Here is a 14,856-nt window from a genome sequence, read left to right as displayed (position 1 = left end):
ACGCAGGCTCAGTCGCGCAGCAGCTCGTTGATCGCCGTCTTGGCACGGGTCTGCGCATCGACCGTCTTCACGATGACAGCGCAATAAAGCGACGGTGCGGGCGAGCCATCGAGGTTCGGCTTGCCCGGCAGCGAGCCCGGCACGACCACCGAATAGGGCGGCACCTTGCCGATATGCACTTCGCCCGTCTGCCGGTCGATGATCTTGGTCGAGGCGGAAATGAAGACGCCCATGGAAAGCACCGCGCCTTCGCCCACGATCACGCCTTCCACCACTTCCGAGCGCGCGCCGATGAAGCAGTTGTCCTCGATGATGACGGGGTTCGCCTGCAAGGGCTCCAGCACGCCGCCAATGCCGACGCCGCCCGAGAGGTGACAATTTTTGCCGATCTGCGCGCAGGAGCCGACCGTCACCCATGTGTCCACCATCGTTCCCTCGTCCACATAGGCGCCAAGATTGACGAAGGATGGCATCAGCACGACGTTGGGCGCAATATAGGCCGAGCGGCGGACAACAGCCCCCGGCACCGCGCGGAAAGCGCCCTTGCGGAATTCCGCCTCGCCCCAGCCTTCGAACTTCGAGGGCACCTTGTCCCACCAGTTGGTGTTCTCGCCGGGCCCGCCCGCGATCAGCGCCATGTCGTTCAGCCGGAAGGACAGCAGCACGGCCATCTTGAGCCACTGATGCACTTCCCATTTGCCCTGAAACTTCTCGGCCACCCGCGCCTTGCCGCTGTCGAGCGCGGCCAGCGCCTCGTTCACGGCGTCGCGCACCTCGCCCTTGGTCTGGGCGTTGATCTCTTTGCGGTTCTCGAAGGCGCGTTCGATGACGGGCTTGAGGTCGGCGAAGCTCATGGGAGGGCTCTCCTGCGGGGGCGTGATAGGCCGGGGCAAGATAGCCGGGGGGCCACCCCTGTCAACCGGACGCTGGAAATCCAATCCTCCATTTGGGACAGAGAAAATTCGAGCCTAGCGCCGAAAATTTCGAAGAGAGGGCAGTGCCGAAGTATAAATAGAGGTGGAAACGTGGCTGAGTGGCTTAAGGCAGCCGTTTGCGAAACGGCCAAACGGGCAACCGTTTCAGGAGTTCGAATCCCCTCGTTTATTCAAACGCCCGCTCCGGCAATAAGCCATTGAGCGGGCGTCTGCATTCAAAGATATGGAAGGGGGCCTCAATCCGCCGCCAGCGGCATCTCGGGCGCCTTCACGGGCATTTCCTTCAGTACGCTGTCGCGCACCGGGCGCGGCTCGCCGAACAGGAAGCCCTGGCCGAGATCGACATTGAATTCGAGCACGTCCACCACTTCGCGCTCCTGCTCGACCTTGTCGACGATGAGCTGGATGCCGTTGCGCTTGAGAAGTTCCTTCAAATCGGCGGCGTGAATGTCGCCCGCCGAATGCGTGCCCTCGAGCATGGTCGCGGAAGAGACCTTGATGAAGCGGAAATTGCGGTCATGCAGCGCCGCCGGGTTGAGCCGGAGGTCTGTCACCTGGTCCATCGAGAAGCGGAAGCCGAGCGCCGCCAGCGCATCGAGCGATGCCTGTTCCACGGGCCCGGCGCCGTTCACCGTCGCCTGGCTGAACTCGAAAATGAGATGCTGCGCAAGATCGGTATTGTGCTGCATATATTCGACGAATTGCGGGAAGAAATCCTCGTCGAGCAGCGAGAAGGCCGAGATGTTGCAGAACACACCCGCCTTGCTCTTGCGCTGGGCGAGCTTGCGCACCACCTGGATGCAGCGGAACAGAAGAATATTGTCGACCGTCGGCATCATGCCGGCAGGTTCGGCCACGCGCATATAGTCGCGCGGCAGGATAATCTCGCCGCTCTCTGTGCGCAGGCGCGAAAGCCCTTCGTAATACATGATCTTTCGCTGCGGCAGGTTCACCACCGGCTGCAGATAGAGGTCGACGCGGTTCGTCTCCAGCGAATGACGGATCGTGTCGAGCAGTTCATCGTCGTTCATGTCCTCAAGCCGCGTTTCCGGCCTGGGCGGCGGCACCATGCTGTCGGCCACTTCCGGCAGCACCTGCGCCACCTCGGCCACAGGCGCCGATGCCTCGATGGGCTGCGCCGCGCCGGAGTTGCGCGCTTCTGCAAGCCGCTTCACGAGGCTTTCCACCACGCGGATTTCCGAGAAGATGCGCTCCATGCGCTCTTCCGTTTCGCGCTCGATGCGGTCTTCCAGTTCGATGATCTTGTCCGCCGCGTCGTCGAGATCGCGCGAGAGGCCGGCCGCAAGGCTCGTCAGTTCCTGCAGTTCCTTGCGCACTTCCTTCCGCTCGATCGTGCGGTTGATCGCGGCATGGGCTTCCGCGCCGAGCATCGCGGCGATGAGGCCGGTCAGAAGCGCAAGTTCCGGTGCGAAGCCGATGAGATGGATCAGCCCGAAAACGAGACCACCGGAGGGCACGAGATAGAGCAAGGTCGCGGCAGCCTGCCGGCCCGAACGGCTCAAATCAAGATGTTCCCGCATTGTCGCATGCCCCCGCAGGCGCCCCGAGACGGCGCAAGATGAAGTTCACTCGATCTTCACCTTAATGGGCGGCATCTTGCGAAATCGTTAACCAGGAAACCGCGCCTGCCTTGCAAGACCGCCCCAATGGGCCGCCATCGGGCCGGAGGGCCGGTAGGCGGGGTTCTCGGGCACTTTCTTCACGAGATCGAGCCAGCGGTCCTCCGCCCGGTCGGCCTCCCGCCAGATCGCGCGGGAAAGGGCGGTGGCCTCGTCCGCGCTCCCGCCCCGCCGGAGAATTGCCTCCACCCGCTCGACAAAGCTCGCCTCCAGCCGGTCCCGCTCGCCCGCAAAGGCTGCCATCCGCTCCGGATAATTACCGAGCACCGCCCGGTGCAGCCGTTCATGCCGCCACCAGCGCGTGCGCGGATCGAAAATGTCGGAAGGCGCCGGCCCGAAATCCGGAATTGCCGCCCCCGTCCAGCCCGGCCCGAAGAAGACCGGCTTGAATATCCCGGTATCGGGCGCCGCCGTCCCCGTCAGCCAGTGCACCATGCGGGTGCCATCCGTTTCCGCCACCCAGGAGGCTGTCGTCTGCCCGAAGCGCCGGACCGGCCCATAGGTCGAATGGGCCGACACCGCCCCGCCGAGTATCCCGTCCGGCCGCCAGTCGGGCCTGCGCGCCGCCTGCGCCCCGTGGTCGCGCAGAAACGCCATCATGCCGGCAGCGCCGAGCCCGCCCTGCCGCGCATCAAGCAGCGCCGTCGTCCGGCACCAGCGTTGATGCCCGCTTGCGAGCGCCGAGCGTTTCCGGTTCGCAAACACATCCGCAAAATCGAACGTCTCGCCTCGCGTGAGTAGCCCATGTTCGCGCGCAAGATTTTCCGCGCCCGCGCTCAGCCGCTCATAGTCCCGCCCGATGGAATAGGTATTCGAGATGCTCCGCTTCGTTGCAACGCGCTCCACCGCCCATTCGCGCCCCACCGTTTCCAGCACGAAGGCCTCCGCCGCATCCGCGACGATGAAGGAATTGTGATATTCGAACCGGCCCTTGTGAGCGCAGTTCCCGCCTTGCCCATATTCGGCGAGGAGCCGGGTGATGGTGTCGAGCGCCTCCGCCGCGCTCGCGCCCCGTTCGAGCCCGAGCCTCAGCAGGTCCATGCCGATCAGCGCGGGTGTGGAGGAAGGCGCAATCTTCGCATGCACCGCCTCATTGCCGATGACGACGCCATGCTCGTTCGCGCCCATCTCCGCACCCCACATCCAGAAGGGCCGGGACAGCAGCACGGCATGGGTATGCGCGGCCTGCGGAATTTCAATATAGGTGCAGCGCAGCCGCTCGCCTTTCGCGTGAGCAGCGGCCGGCGCGAAGAAGGGATATTGCGCCTCGTTTGCCTCGCGGTCGGAATTCTTGGCAAAGACCATCGCCCCCTTCGCCGCGCCTGTCCCCCGCGCCACCAGCGTATCGCACATGAACCCCGCTCCCTCGCCGTCTTCTGCGCCCATGCTATAATGAGCGCCGCAGCATAGGCGAGGAGGAAGCCAGATGTCGGCCTTTGAATTCGAATTCCAGACCATCACCGGCGAGGCGCTGCCCCTGTCGCGTTTCGAAGGAAAGCCCGTCCTCATCGTCAACACGGCAAGCCGCTGCGGCTTCACGCCCCAATATCGCGAGCTGCAGGGATTGTGGGAACGGTATCGCGCGCGCGGGCTTGCCGTCATCGGCGTACCGTCGAACGATTTCGGCGCGCAGGAGCCCGGCACCGAACAGGAGATTGCGAGCTTCTGCGAAGTGAATTACTCGATCACCTTCCCCCTCACCGCGAAGCAGCAGGTCGTCGGCGCCGAGGCGCACCCCTTCTATCGCTGGGTGAGCGAGATCGCGGGCGAGGATGCGCGGCCCCGCTGGAACTTCCACAAATATCTGATCGGCCCTTCCGGCGAACTCGTGAACATCTATCCGAGCAAGGTGAGCCCGCTCGATGCGGCGCTCATGGCCGAAATCGAAAGGCTGCTTGCATGAGCGGCTATGGCCAGATCGCCGTCGAGATGTCGCGCTACAATCAGTGGCAGAACGAAAAGCTCTATGGCCTTCTGGCGCCTCTGCCGCGCGAGGAACTGATGCGCGATCGCGGCATGTTCTTCGGCAATATCCTCGCCACGCTCGATCACATCCTGATGGTGGATGGTCACATCTTCGGCTACATCCGTGGCGAGGCGCCGCCACCTTTCGATCCGAAGCGCCGCATCGAAACGGAGTTCGACACCCTGCGCGCCGCGCGCATCGGCCTCGATGCGCGGCTCCGCCTCGCGTGCGAAAGTGCTGCGCCCGGCTGGTTCGACGAGATTATCGCCATGGCCAGTGGCCGCCGCCTGCCGCGCAGCTTCTGGTGGGCACAGCTTTTCAACCACGCCACCCATCACCGCTCGCAGGTGACATCGGAATTGACGCATATGGGCGTCGACTACGGCAACACCGACATGCCTTACAACCCGCTGACGCAATTCGCAGCGCCCCGTTAGTCAAAGAAAAAGGCCCGGTATTTCCACCGGGCCTTCCGTATCCGGGCTGAACCCGGAAATCAGCTTGTCGTCAGCGGCGACAGGCGGATTTCCACACGACGGTTCTGCTCGCGGCCTTGCGGCGTGTCGTTCGAGGCGATCGGCTGCGAAAGACCCATGCCGACGATGTAGAAACGCCTTGCGTCGAGCCCCTGTCCGATCAGATAGCCGGCCACGCTCTGCGCGCGCCGCTGAGACAGTTCGAGATTGTATTGCGCCGAGCCGGTCGAGTCGGTGTGCCCGGTCACGTCCACAAGCGTCTGGTTGTATTCCTTGAGCACGATCGCCACCGAGTTCAGCACTTCATAGAAGCGCGCATTGATATCGGAGGAGTTGGTCGCGAAGGTGACATTGCCCGGCATGTTGAGAATGATGTCGTTGCCGACGCGCGTCACGCTGACGCCCGAGGCGCGCAGCCGCTTTGTCAGTTCGGCTTCCTGCTGGTCCATGTAGTAGCCGATGCCGCCGCCGGCGAGCGCACCCACGCCCGCGCCGATCAGCGCCCGCTGGCGCCGGTCCTTGGCATCGCCCTTGCCGATCAGGCCGCCGGCCAGCGCGCCGGCCAGCGCGCCGCCGATCGCGCCATAGGTTGCCTTGCTTGTTTTCTGTTCGCCGGTATAGGGGTCTTGCGTGGTGCAGGCGGCAAGCCCGAAGCTCGCACAGACTGCCAGCACGGCAAATTTCTTCATCAGCATGTTTTGCTCCGATTCAATTGTTGCCCGACACCGGAACGCCCGGCGGGACAATGGGTTCCCGCCTTCCAGTTCCCGTGCTCGATAGTGTATGAAGACCCCATACCCCGCCGGTCTGTCTGTGAGACTATCAAAGGCCGTGCCCGGCGAGAACGGAAATTCAAGGGCGAAACCTGTAATTCGCCGCAAGGGAGGGAAAAAGTGTCATGAGTCTGTTCGATCTGACAGGAAAGGTCGCCATTGTCACCGGTTCCACACGGGGCATCGGCGAGGCCATCGTCCACCGCATGGCCGAACATGGCGCGAAAGTCGTGGTCTCCAGCCGCAAGGCCGACAGCTGCGACAAGGTTGCCGCCGGGATCAACGCGAAACATGCGGACAGCGCTATCGCCGTTCCCTGCAACATTTCCGACAAGGCGGACCTCCAGCGCCTGGTCGATACCACGATGAAGAAATGGGGCAGGGTGGACAGCCTCGTCTGCAACGCAGCCGTTAACCCCTATTTCGGTCCCTCGAAGGATCTGCCGGATGACGCCTTCGACAAGATCATGGGCGCCAACATCAAGTCGAACCACTGGCTCGCTCATATGGTCCTGCCGCAGATGGTCGAACGGAAAGATGGCTCCATCACCATCATCTCCTCCATCGGCGGCCTGCGCGGCTCGCCCATTCTCGGCGCCTACTGCGTCTCGAAGGCGGCCGACATGCAGCTCGCGCGCAATCTTGCCGTCGAGTTCGGTCCCTCGAACATCCGTGTGAACTGCATCGCGCCGGGCCTCATCAAGACCTATTTCGCAAAGGCGCTGTGGGATAACCCGGACATTCTCGAACGCTCCACGGCCGGCGCGCCCCTCAAGCGCATCGGCATGCCGGACGAGATCGCAGGCGCGGCAGTCTTTCTCGCAAGCCCCGCCGGCGCCTTCATGACCGGCCAGACAATGGTGATCGATGGCGGCGCCACAGCGGCGTGATTTAGCCCTTCCCTCTCCCCTCCGGGGAGAGGGAAGGGGCCCGCCGAAGGCGGGAAGGGTGAGGGAGCGGCAAATGAGTGCGCAGAAGATCGTCCGCATCCGCCCTTTCGCCGCCGCCGACCATGACGTCTGGAGCGGGATGTGGAGCGCCTACCTCGCCTTCTATGAAACCGCGCTCCCGCCGGAGACGACCGCTGACACATGGGCACGCTTCCTGCGCCCCGCGCCGGGCCATATCGGCCTCATTGCGGAAGGCGAAGGCAGGCCCATCGGCTTTGCCCATGCGCTTCTTCATCCCGGCACCTGGAGCCCGAAGCCCGTCTGCTATCTCGAGGACCTGTTCGTCCGCGAGGAAGCGCGAGGGGCAGGCGCTGGCCGCGCGCTGATCGGGGCGCTTGCGGAAAGGGGCCGCGCCGAAGGCTGGCTTCGCCTCTACTGGCAGACCGATACCGGCAACAAGACGGCGCGCGCGCTCTATGACAAGCTGGCCAAATCGCGCAACTGGGTCAGATATGATCTTGAACTTTGAATGAAATGACCATCTGATCCCTTCTGGTCATTGGAGAGACATCGCATGAAATCCGTCGTCGTCACAGGCGTATCCACCGGCATCGGCAATGCCGCAGCCCGCGTTCTCGCAAAAAAAGGCTTTCGCGTCTTCGGCTCCGTCCGCAAGGAAGATGACGCCGCCGCGCTGAAAAAGGATCTCGGTGAGAGCTTCGTCCCCCTCGTCTTCGACGTGACCGACGAGGCGGGCATCGCCCTTGCGGCGTCGCAGGTGCGCGAGGCGCTGAAGGGCGAAAAACTCGCAGGCCTCGTCAACAATGCTGGCATCGCCGTTTCCGGCCCGCTGATCGATCTCGACCCGGACGAATTCCGCAAGCAGATGGAAGTGAATGTGACGGGCCCCTTCCTCGTCACCCAGGCTTTCGCGCCGCTTCTCGGCACCGACCGCGCGCTGAAGGGCGAGCCCGGCCGCATCGTCAACATCTCCTCCGTCGCGGGCATCCGCGCCATGCCCTTTCTCGGGCCCTATGCGGCGTCGAAATTCGCGCTTGAAGGTTTTTCCGAGGCGCTCCGCCGCGAGCTCATGATGTTCCGCATCGACGTGGTGGTGATAGGCCCCGGCCCGGTGAAAACTGCCATCTGGGACAAGGCCGAAGAGATCGACATTTCCCGCTACGCCAATTCGCCCTACCGCCCGATCCTCGAAAACTTCCAGAAGGTCTTTGTCGGCCAGGGCCGCGACGGCCTCCCCGCCGAAAAGCTCGGCGAACTGATCCTGAAGGCGCTCACCACGCCCAATCCCAAGGTCCGCTATTCGGCCGTCAAAGGCCGCCTCGCCGAAAAACTCGTCATGAATTTCGCCTCGAAGCGCACCCTCGACAAGATGATCGCGGGCATGCTGGGGCTGAAGCAGAAGGACTGACAGCGAAAGCTCTCCCTCTCCCCTCCGGGGAGAGGGAGGGGTGAAGGGGCAGCCTCTCCACATAATTCCGTCTCACGAAATTCCCTCCGATCCCGATAGACGAAGCCTGCGGCTGCGCTAATCTCCCTCAAAACCAGAAGGGAGAACCTCATGGCCGATCTTCTCGCCACATCCGCGCGCTATATCGACAACGACATCTATGAAGGCGCCGGCCTCGTCAACCGTCCGACGACGGAGCTTTCCGAGGTCGCGGATGGCGTGGCCCTCATCGAGGCCTTCTCGCATGTCGTCGCCTTCCGCACCGGCGATGGCCTCGTCCTCTTCGACACGAGCCTCGAAGCCTTCGCGGGTGGCGTCCTGAAATCGCTCCGCAAATGGTCGGACGAGCCCGTCGCCCATGTCTGCTACACGCATGGCCATGCCGATCATGTCGGCGGCACCGGCGCCATTCTCTGCGAGGCCTGCGAGAAGGGCCATCCCCGCCCGCGCATCACGGGGCATGAGAATGTCAGGCCCCGCTTCCGCCGCTACGAACTCACCAATGGCTACAACTTCACCATCAATGCGCGGCAATTCGCCCCCGCAACCGAATTGCGCATGGGCGCGGGCGCGGATAACAGTCAGGGCAAGCCGCCCGTGCGCCGCTTCGGTCCCGATCCCTGGGTCGATCCGGATGTCACCTTCCGCGACGCAATGGAATTCCGCTCCGGCGATCTTCATTTCGAATTGCGCCACGCGATCGGCGAAACCGACGATCATCTCTGGGCCTGGATCCCCCAACATAAAGCCATCTGCTCCGGCGATTTCGTCACCTGGGTGTTCCCGAATGCCGGCAATCCGCAAAAGGTGCAGCGTTTCCCGCTTGAATGGGCGAAGGCGCTGCGCGAAATGGCGGCAAAGGAGCCCGAGCTTCTGTTGCCCGCTCACGGCCTCCCCATTTCGGGCAAGGCGCGCATCGCAGGAGTCCTCGACACGATTGCATCCGCGCTCGAGTTCCTCGTCTCCCGCTCGCTCCAGATGATGAATGACGGCGCCCGCCTCGACGATCTGATCCACGGCGTGAAGCTCCCCGCCCATTACATGGACAAGCCATACCTGAAACCCGTCTATGACGAGCCGGAATTCATCATCCACAATATCTGGCGGCTCTATGGCGGCTGGTATGACGGCAATCCCTCGCGGCTGAAGCCCGCGCCCGATGCCGTCGTCGCCGCCGAGATCGCAAGCCTCGCAGGCGGCGTCGCGAAGCTCTGCAAGCGCGCCGAAGAGCTCGCCGCCACAGGCCGCGAGGAAGACATGCGCCTCGCCTGCCACCTCGCCGAAGCCGCAACGCTGGCCGAGCCCGAAAACCGCGATGCCCACATGACCCGTGCGAACGTCTATGGCGCCCGCCGCAAGGCCGAACTCTCCCTCATGTCGAAAGGCATCTTCGGCTGGGCCGAACGCGAAAGCGCCTTCAAGGCAGGGAAGAACGAGGTCCCCTAGCCGGGGCAGGCCCGGAAAACAAAACCCTCCCACGCGTATCGCGCGGGAGGGTCAGATTGAGGGCGGGCCCGAGGGAGGGGGGGAGGAACCTGGCCCGCGCCATCAGAGGGAACACTGGAGAGATAGGGACGGCACCGCCCCCTTCCAATCACGGCCCCCTGCGGCAGGGCGTCGCGGCTCCCGCTCAGCCGATCTTGTCGAGCACGCGGCGGAATTTCGAGAAGGCTTCCTCAAGGTGTTCTTCCTCCGCGATGAGCGGCGGCGAGAAGGCGATCGTGTCGCCCGACACGCGCACCATCATGTTCTCGTCATGGAAGGCGACCCGCATCGCATCGAAGCCGCGCTTGCCCGGCAGCCCTTCGACGGGCGCAAGGTCGAACGCCGCCACGAAACCGATGGTGCGGATGTCCTGCACCAGCGCATGCCCCTTGAGGCCCATCGCAGCGGCAGCCATTTTCGGCTCCATCTCCTTCGACTGTTCGAACAATCCCTCGTCGCGGTAAAGGTCGAGCGTCGCAAGCGCCGCCGCGGCGGCAAGCGGATGGCCGGAATAGGTATAGCCGTGGAAAAGGTCGATCACATGATCGGGCCCCGTCTGGAAAGCCTCGTAGATGTGCTTGCGCACCACGCAGCCGCCCATCGGCACCGTGCCGGAGGTAATGCCCTTCGCGAAGGTGAGAATGTCGGGCGTCACGCCGAAGCGTTCTGCCGCCGTCGCATGGCCCAACCGCCCGAAGCCGGTGATGACCTCGTCGAAGATCAGCAGGATGCCATGCTTTTCGCAAAGTTCGCGGAGCCGCTTGAGATATCCCTTGGGCGGCGGCAGCACGCCGGTCGAGCCCGCCATCGGTTCCACGATCACCGCCGCAATGGTCGAGGCATCGTGAAGATCGACCAGCCGCTGCAATTCGTCGGCAAGATGCGCGCCCCAGTCCGGCTCGCCCACCGTGTAGGCCTGCTCCGCCCGGTTATAGGTGTGCGGCAGGTGGTCGGTGCCCGCGAGCAGCGGCCCGTAGAACTTCCGGTTGGCGACCATGCCGCCCACCGAAATGCCGCCGAAGCCGACGCCGTGATAGCCGCGCTCGCGGCCGATGAGCCTGGTGCGCGAGGCCTCGCCATTCGCGCGGTGATAGGCAATGGCAATCTTGAGCGCCGTGTCGGCTGCTTCCGATCCCGAATTGCAGAAGAACACATGGTCGAGATCGGCCGGCGCCAGCGCCGCCACGCGGCTTGCGAGTTCGAAGACCTTGGGATGCGCGAACTGGAAGGACGGCGCGAAGTCGAGCTCGCCCGCCTGCTGCTGGATCGCCTTCACGATCGGCTCGCGGCAATGCCCGGCATTTGAGCACCACAGCCCCGCCGTCGCGTCGAGCACTGCCGTCCCGTCCGGCTTGTAGTAATACATGTCCTTCGCGCGCGAGAGCAGGCGCGGCTCCCGCTTGAACTGCCGGTTCGGCGTGAAGGGCAGCCAGAAGGGTTCGAGATCGTTCGGCGTGGTATCGGCGCTCATCGCGGGCCTCCGTTCAGGATTTTCTGCGATTGAAAGTCCGGGCGCCCCGGAAAGCAAGCGCTCTCCCGCGTGACTCTGGGCAGCCTGTTTAGTAAATTAGACAAATGGCAGGGGATTTCAGACGGGCGCATGGCGCCGGCGGCGAGGCCGGGGCAGGCGAGGGCGAAGCGGAGGGGCAGGATATCGGTGCGCGGCTCCGCGAGCTGCGCAAGATGTATGGCCTCTCCCAGCGCGAACTCGCCAAGCGCGCCGGGGTCACGAACGGCACCATCTCCCTCATCGAGCAGAACCGCATTAGCCCTTCCATCGGCTCGCTGAAAAAGGTGCTGGGCGGCTTCCCGATCTCGATTGCGGATTTCCTGACGCTGGACCTGAAGCCACGCGCCAAGGTGTTTTACGCCGCAAAGGAACTGCGCGAGATCGCGGGCGGAGACGTTTCCTTCCGCCTCGTCGGGCGCGACACGCGTGGCCGCGCCATCCAGATGATGCATGAGCGGTACAAGCCGGGCGCCGACACGGGCGAGGAAATGCTCTCCCATGCAGGCGAGGAATGCGGCATCGTCATTTCCGGCGTGCTGCAGCTTACCGTCGGCGGCGAGGTCCGCCGCCTCGTGCCCGGCGATGCCTACTATTTCGACTCGCGCCTTCCCCACCGCTTCCACAATCCCGGAACGGTGGATTGCGTCATCGTCTCCGCCTGCACACCGCCGAGCTTCTGAGCCTCACGCGGCCTTCGGCTTGTGGAACTGCACATTGGCCGGCGGCTTCGAGAAGTCGGGCTTCTCGGCGGTGAGTGCAGCCAGCGCCGTCTCCCGGTCCTCTTTCGTGAAGCTGCCGGTCGTCAGGCAGAACTCCACGAAATTGCCGTTCGGGTCCTTCGTATAGACCGAGTGGCACCAGTTATGATCGATCTCCAGCACATCGAGCCCCGCATCGAGCCATTGCTGGCGGCGGCGGTCGAGATCGGCCCGGTCCTTCACATCGAAGGAAATGTGGTTGATATGGTCGGGCACACCGGCTGCTTTCGACAGACTGGTCTCGAAACCCTCCGTCCCCGGAATATCGTGCATCTCCCAGAAGGCGATGAATTTCGAATCGTCTTCCATCCGGTAGAAGAAGTGCTTGGCCCAGCCGCCTTCCGGCGCCGGTCCCACTTCCACCTTCACAAGCTCGAAACCCATCACGCCTTCGTAAAACGCATGAATCGCCTTCATGTCGCGCGCGGCAAGCGCCAGATGATGATAGCCCATCGCTTTATTCCTTCCCTTGTGCGTCGACCATGCTCATGACGTCGTTGGAGCTTCCCTCCGGCGCCGCAATCTCGACGACGCGCTCGTCCACATCGTCATATTCGAGCCTGAGCGCGCGCGACATCGTCGCATGCATCTCATAGGTCGTGGTGATGTAGGTGAATTCGAGTATCTCTTCGTCCGAGAGATATTTCTTCATCTCGTCGAAAATCCCGTCGGGCACGCGCCCGCCCTGCAGCACCAGGCAGTCCGTATAGGCAAGCAGCGCGCGTTCGACGGGCGACCAGCAATCCGCGATCGGCCAATGCGGTATCGCCGTGATCTGTTCTTCGCGGAGGCCCACATCGCGGCAGGCCTTGCAATGCTGCGAGAACACGAATTGCGACCCGCGCGCAAAGCCCGCACGGATCTGCCCGAGTTCGCGCAGCTTCGGATCGAGCTTGCGCTTCGGGCTGCGATAGAACTGGAAGCCCTCGGTCGTATGCTTGAAGGCATCCGGCACCAGCGCGAACACGGTCCACCAGTTGCCGGGCGTCCCCGTCGCCGTGCCCGGTTCCTTCACAGGGTCTCGCTCGCCGAACAGCACCTTGTAGAGTTGTTGCGCGAAGGGATCTGCGTCCGCTTTCGCGACCTGCCTCAGTCTCGGCATGCCTCACCTCCCGTTGCATGACCGGGAAAAATGTAAGATAAACTGACAAACACCTCAAGCGGAGTTTTCTTCGATGGCGCGAAAGCCCGGCCTTCTGATGGCGCAGCTCTTGAACCGCTTCATCTGGTTCGATGCCGCGCTGCAGAAAAGCCTCGATATCCGCGGTCATGGCGGTGTGCGCCGGCTTGAATCCATGTGCATGGTCTACGTCCATGCCGGCATCCGCCGCCCCTCGGAGCTTGCCCGCCTTCTCGGTGTCACCCGCCAGTCGGTCAACACGGCGCTTCGTGAGCTGGAAGCCAAGGGCCTTGTCTATCTCGAGCCCGATCCAGAGGATGCCCGCTGCAAGCTTGTCCATTTCGCGCCCGAAGGTGCGGTCATGCGCGAGGAGGCGCTCGACATCGTGATGGCGCTTGAAGCCGCGCTTGAAGAAAACCTCGGCCGCAAGGCGGTGGACGATCTCGCCCGCCTCGTCAGCGCCGATTGGGGCGAGGCGCCAGTCATCGGCAAAAAAGGCGTCGGCAAGGCGAAGGAAAGAAAGAAGAAAAGCGCATGACAAGCCTCGATGAACGTCTGAAACAGCCCGGCCTCATCGTCGCGCCCGGCGCCTATGATGCGCTTTCCGCGAAGCTCGCCGCCCAGGCAGGCGCGGAAGTCGTTTACATGACGGGCTTCGGCGTCGCGGGCGCGGGCTTCGGCCTGCCCGATATCGGCCTTGTCAGCGCCGCCGAAATGATGGAGCGCGTCCGCGTCATCGCCGCTGCCGCTTCGCCCGTGCCCGTCATCGCCGATGGCGACAATGGTCATGGCGGCCCGCTCAATGCCGCGCGCCTCGCCCGCGCCTATGAACAGGCGGGGGCCCAGTGCATCCAGATCGAGGATCAGGTCTTTCCGAAGCGGTGCGGCCATATGGAAGGCAAGGAAGTCGTGCCCGTCGAGGAAGCGGCGGCGAAAATCCGCGCGGCGGCGGATGCGCGCGCGGAGAAGAGCTTCAAGATCATGGCGCGGACGGATGCCCGTGCCACGCATGGATTGGACGAGGCGCTTCGCCGCGGCGAGGCTTTCCTGAAAGCCGGCGCCGACATTCTCTTCATCGAGGCCCCGCGCGACGAAAAGGAAATGCGGAAAATCGCGGACACATTCAAGGGCGTTCCCCTCGTCGCCAATATCGTGGAAGACGGCAAGACGCCCTATCTCGGCGCGAAAGCATTGGAGGCGCTCGGCTACAGGATCGCGCTCTTCCCCGTCTCGGCGCTCCTCGCCGTCACCGCCCGCCTGCAAGAGGTCTATGCAACGCTCCTGAAAGGCGAGGGCTTGCCTGAAGCCGAGCCCCGCGTCACCTTCCAGCACTACAATGAACTCATCGGCTTGCATGACATGCTCGCCGATGCGGCAGCGATAAATGAGAAGACGGGGAAGTGATGCCGAGCTGGGCGAATATTCTGAAGCGGATCGAGGCGGGCGAAATGGAAAAGGCGCCGCCCCATGTGACAGCGCTCAATCTCTATGCGGGCAAGCTCACCGTGCTGGAGCCCGGCCGCATCCGCTACGACTGGCCGGTCGACCCGGCTTACATGAACCCCGTCGCCGTTTTCGGCGGCTATCTCGCCACGCTCGCCGACCAGACCTGCTCCTTTGCGCTCATGACCATGCTGAAGGACGACCAGAACTTCACGACGTCAGATTTGCAGATGCACTTCTTCCGCCCCGTGACAAACGGCATCCTCGCCTGCGAAGGCCATGTCGTGAACGTCTCGAAGACGCAGGCCTATGTGGAGGCCACCTTCACCAATGGCGATGGAAAACTGGCATTGAAGGCAAGGGCGGTGGAGCGGATTATCGCCGCGTGAGGA

General features: G+C 63.6%; 17 protein-coding genes and 1 tRNA gene. 11 read left to right on the top strand and 7 right to left on the bottom strand.

Annotation, left to right across the window (positions count from 1 at the left end; all coding sequences use genetic code 11):
- Positions 1–8: 8 nt before the first annotated feature.
- On the bottom strand, positions 9–854 hold the full coding sequence (gene dapD / locus ACK4FH_RS02825) for a 2,3,4,5-tetrahydropyridine-2,6-dicarboxylate N-succinyltransferase (protein WP_409811034.1): 846 nt from the start codon (positions 852–854) through the stop codon (positions 9–11).
- Between the two features lie 165 nt (positions 855–1,019).
- Between dapD and ACK4FH_RS02820 the strand changes: the two genes are divergently transcribed.
- Positions 1,020–1,106 (top strand) — tRNA-Arg (locus ACK4FH_RS02820).
- A gap of 65 nt (positions 1,107–1,171) precedes the next feature.
- Here ACK4FH_RS02820 and ACK4FH_RS02815 read toward each other — a convergent pair.
- Both ACK4FH_RS02815 and ACK4FH_RS02810 read right to left on the bottom strand, forming a co-directional pair.
- The gene (locus ACK4FH_RS02815; protein WP_409811032.1) at positions 1,172–2,476 is read right to left on the bottom strand and encodes an EAL domain-containing protein; all 1,305 of its coding nucleotides are present in this window, start codon (positions 2,474–2,476) and stop codon (positions 1,172–1,174) included.
- 87 nt (positions 2,477–2,563) lie between these two features.
- Positions 2,564–3,928 (bottom strand): hypothetical protein, encoded by a 1,365-nt coding sequence (locus ACK4FH_RS02810; protein WP_409811030.1) that lies wholly within the window; start codon positions 3,926–3,928, stop codon positions 2,564–2,566.
- A 73-nt stretch (positions 3,929–4,001) separates the two neighbouring features.
- Between ACK4FH_RS02810 and ACK4FH_RS02805 the strand changes: the two genes are divergently transcribed.
- Both ACK4FH_RS02805 and ACK4FH_RS02800 read left to right on the top strand, forming a co-directional pair.
- Positions 4,002–4,478, top strand: coding sequence for a glutathione peroxidase (locus ACK4FH_RS02805; protein ID WP_409811028.1), 477 nt, complete (start codon positions 4,002–4,004; stop codon positions 4,476–4,478).
- Positions 4,475–4,978, top strand: coding sequence for a DinB family protein (locus tag ACK4FH_RS02800; protein WP_409811026.1), 504 nt, complete (start codon positions 4,475–4,477; stop codon positions 4,976–4,978). Before ACK4FH_RS02805 ends, ACK4FH_RS02800 begins: the two co-directional genes overlap by 4 nt.
- A 59-nt stretch (positions 4,979–5,037) precedes the next feature.
- Here the strand turns inward: ACK4FH_RS02800 and ACK4FH_RS02795 are convergent, their stop codons facing one another.
- Positions 5,038–5,709, bottom strand: coding sequence for an OmpA family protein (locus ACK4FH_RS02795; RefSeq protein WP_409815121.1), 672 nt, complete (start codon positions 5,707–5,709; stop codon positions 5,038–5,040).
- Positions 5,710–5,915: 206 nt separating this feature from the next.
- On the opposite strand from ACK4FH_RS02795, the gene ACK4FH_RS02790 reads away from it, so the two are divergent.
- The 4 genes from ACK4FH_RS02790 (at position 5,916) to ACK4FH_RS02775 (ending at position 9,594) form a co-directional block, all read left to right on the top strand.
- Positions 5,916–6,680, top strand: coding sequence for an SDR family oxidoreductase (locus tag ACK4FH_RS02790; protein WP_409811024.1), 765 nt, complete (start codon positions 5,916–5,918; stop codon positions 6,678–6,680).
- A gap of 73 nt (positions 6,681–6,753) precedes the next feature.
- Positions 6,754–7,209: an N-acetyltransferase family protein gene (locus tag ACK4FH_RS02785; protein WP_409811022.1), complete on the top strand. Its 456-nt coding sequence runs from the start codon at positions 6,754–6,756 to the stop codon at positions 7,207–7,209.
- Between the two features lie 45 nt (positions 7,210–7,254).
- A complete protein-coding gene (locus ACK4FH_RS02780; RefSeq protein WP_409811020.1) occupies positions 7,255–8,109 on the top strand; it encodes an SDR family oxidoreductase in 855 nt (284 codons plus the stop codon).
- Positions 8,110–8,259: 150 nt separating this feature from the next.
- Positions 8,260–9,594, top strand: a complete 1,335-nt coding sequence (locus ACK4FH_RS02775) for an alkyl sulfatase dimerization domain-containing protein (RefSeq protein ID WP_409811018.1) — start codon at positions 8,260–8,262, stop codon at positions 9,592–9,594.
- 184 nt (positions 9,595–9,778) lie between these two features.
- On the opposite strand, the gene ACK4FH_RS02770 is transcribed toward ACK4FH_RS02775, so the two are convergent.
- On the bottom strand, positions 9,779–11,104 hold the full coding sequence (locus ACK4FH_RS02770; protein ID WP_409811016.1) for an aspartate aminotransferase family protein: 1,326 nt from the start codon (positions 11,102–11,104) through the stop codon (positions 9,779–9,781).
- 104 nt (positions 11,105–11,208) lie between these two features.
- On the opposite strand from ACK4FH_RS02770, the gene ACK4FH_RS02765 reads away from it, so the two are divergent.
- Positions 11,209–11,823: a cupin domain-containing protein gene (locus tag ACK4FH_RS02765; RefSeq protein WP_409811014.1), complete on the top strand. Its 615-nt coding sequence runs from the start codon at positions 11,209–11,211 to the stop codon at positions 11,821–11,823.
- A 3-nt stretch (positions 11,824–11,826) separates the two neighbouring features.
- Here ACK4FH_RS02765 and ACK4FH_RS02760 read toward each other — a convergent pair whose 3' ends face one another.
- On the bottom strand, positions 11,827–12,354 hold the full coding sequence (locus tag ACK4FH_RS02760) for a VOC family protein (RefSeq protein ID WP_409811012.1): 528 nt from the start codon (positions 12,352–12,354) through the stop codon (positions 11,827–11,829).
- Between the two features lie 4 nt (positions 12,355–12,358).
- Positions 12,359–13,003, bottom strand: a complete 645-nt coding sequence (locus ACK4FH_RS02755) for a carboxymuconolactone decarboxylase family protein (protein ID WP_409811010.1) — start codon at positions 13,001–13,003, stop codon at positions 12,359–12,361.
- A 73-nt stretch (positions 13,004–13,076) separates the two neighbouring features.
- Between ACK4FH_RS02755 and ACK4FH_RS02750 the strand changes: the two genes are divergently transcribed.
- From ACK4FH_RS02750 to ACK4FH_RS02740, 3 genes are read left to right on the top strand one after another with little or no spacing between them, the layout of a single operon-like run.
- On the top strand, positions 13,077–13,559 hold the full coding sequence (locus tag ACK4FH_RS02750; RefSeq protein ID WP_409811008.1) for a MarR family winged helix-turn-helix transcriptional regulator: 483 nt from the start codon (positions 13,077–13,079) through the stop codon (positions 13,557–13,559).
- Positions 13,556–14,425, top strand: coding sequence for an oxaloacetate decarboxylase (locus tag ACK4FH_RS02745; protein WP_409811006.1), 870 nt, complete (start codon positions 13,556–13,558; stop codon positions 14,423–14,425). The genes ACK4FH_RS02750 and ACK4FH_RS02745 overlap by 4 nt, the downstream gene beginning before the upstream one ends.
- Positions 14,425–14,853 carry a PaaI family thioesterase gene (locus ACK4FH_RS02740; protein ID WP_409811004.1) on the top strand — a complete coding sequence of 143 codons (429 nt, stop codon included), beginning with the start codon at positions 14,425–14,427 and terminating at the stop codon, positions 14,851–14,853. The genes ACK4FH_RS02745 and ACK4FH_RS02740 overlap by 1 nt, the downstream gene beginning before the upstream one ends.
- Positions 14,854–14,856 lie beyond the last annotated feature (3 nt).

It is taken from the genome of Parvibaculum sp. (assembly GCF_046297875.1).
Lineage (GTDB): Bacteria > Pseudomonadota > Alphaproteobacteria > Parvibaculales > Parvibaculaceae > Parvibaculum.
This window is presented reverse-complemented; position numbering and strand designations above follow the sequence as displayed.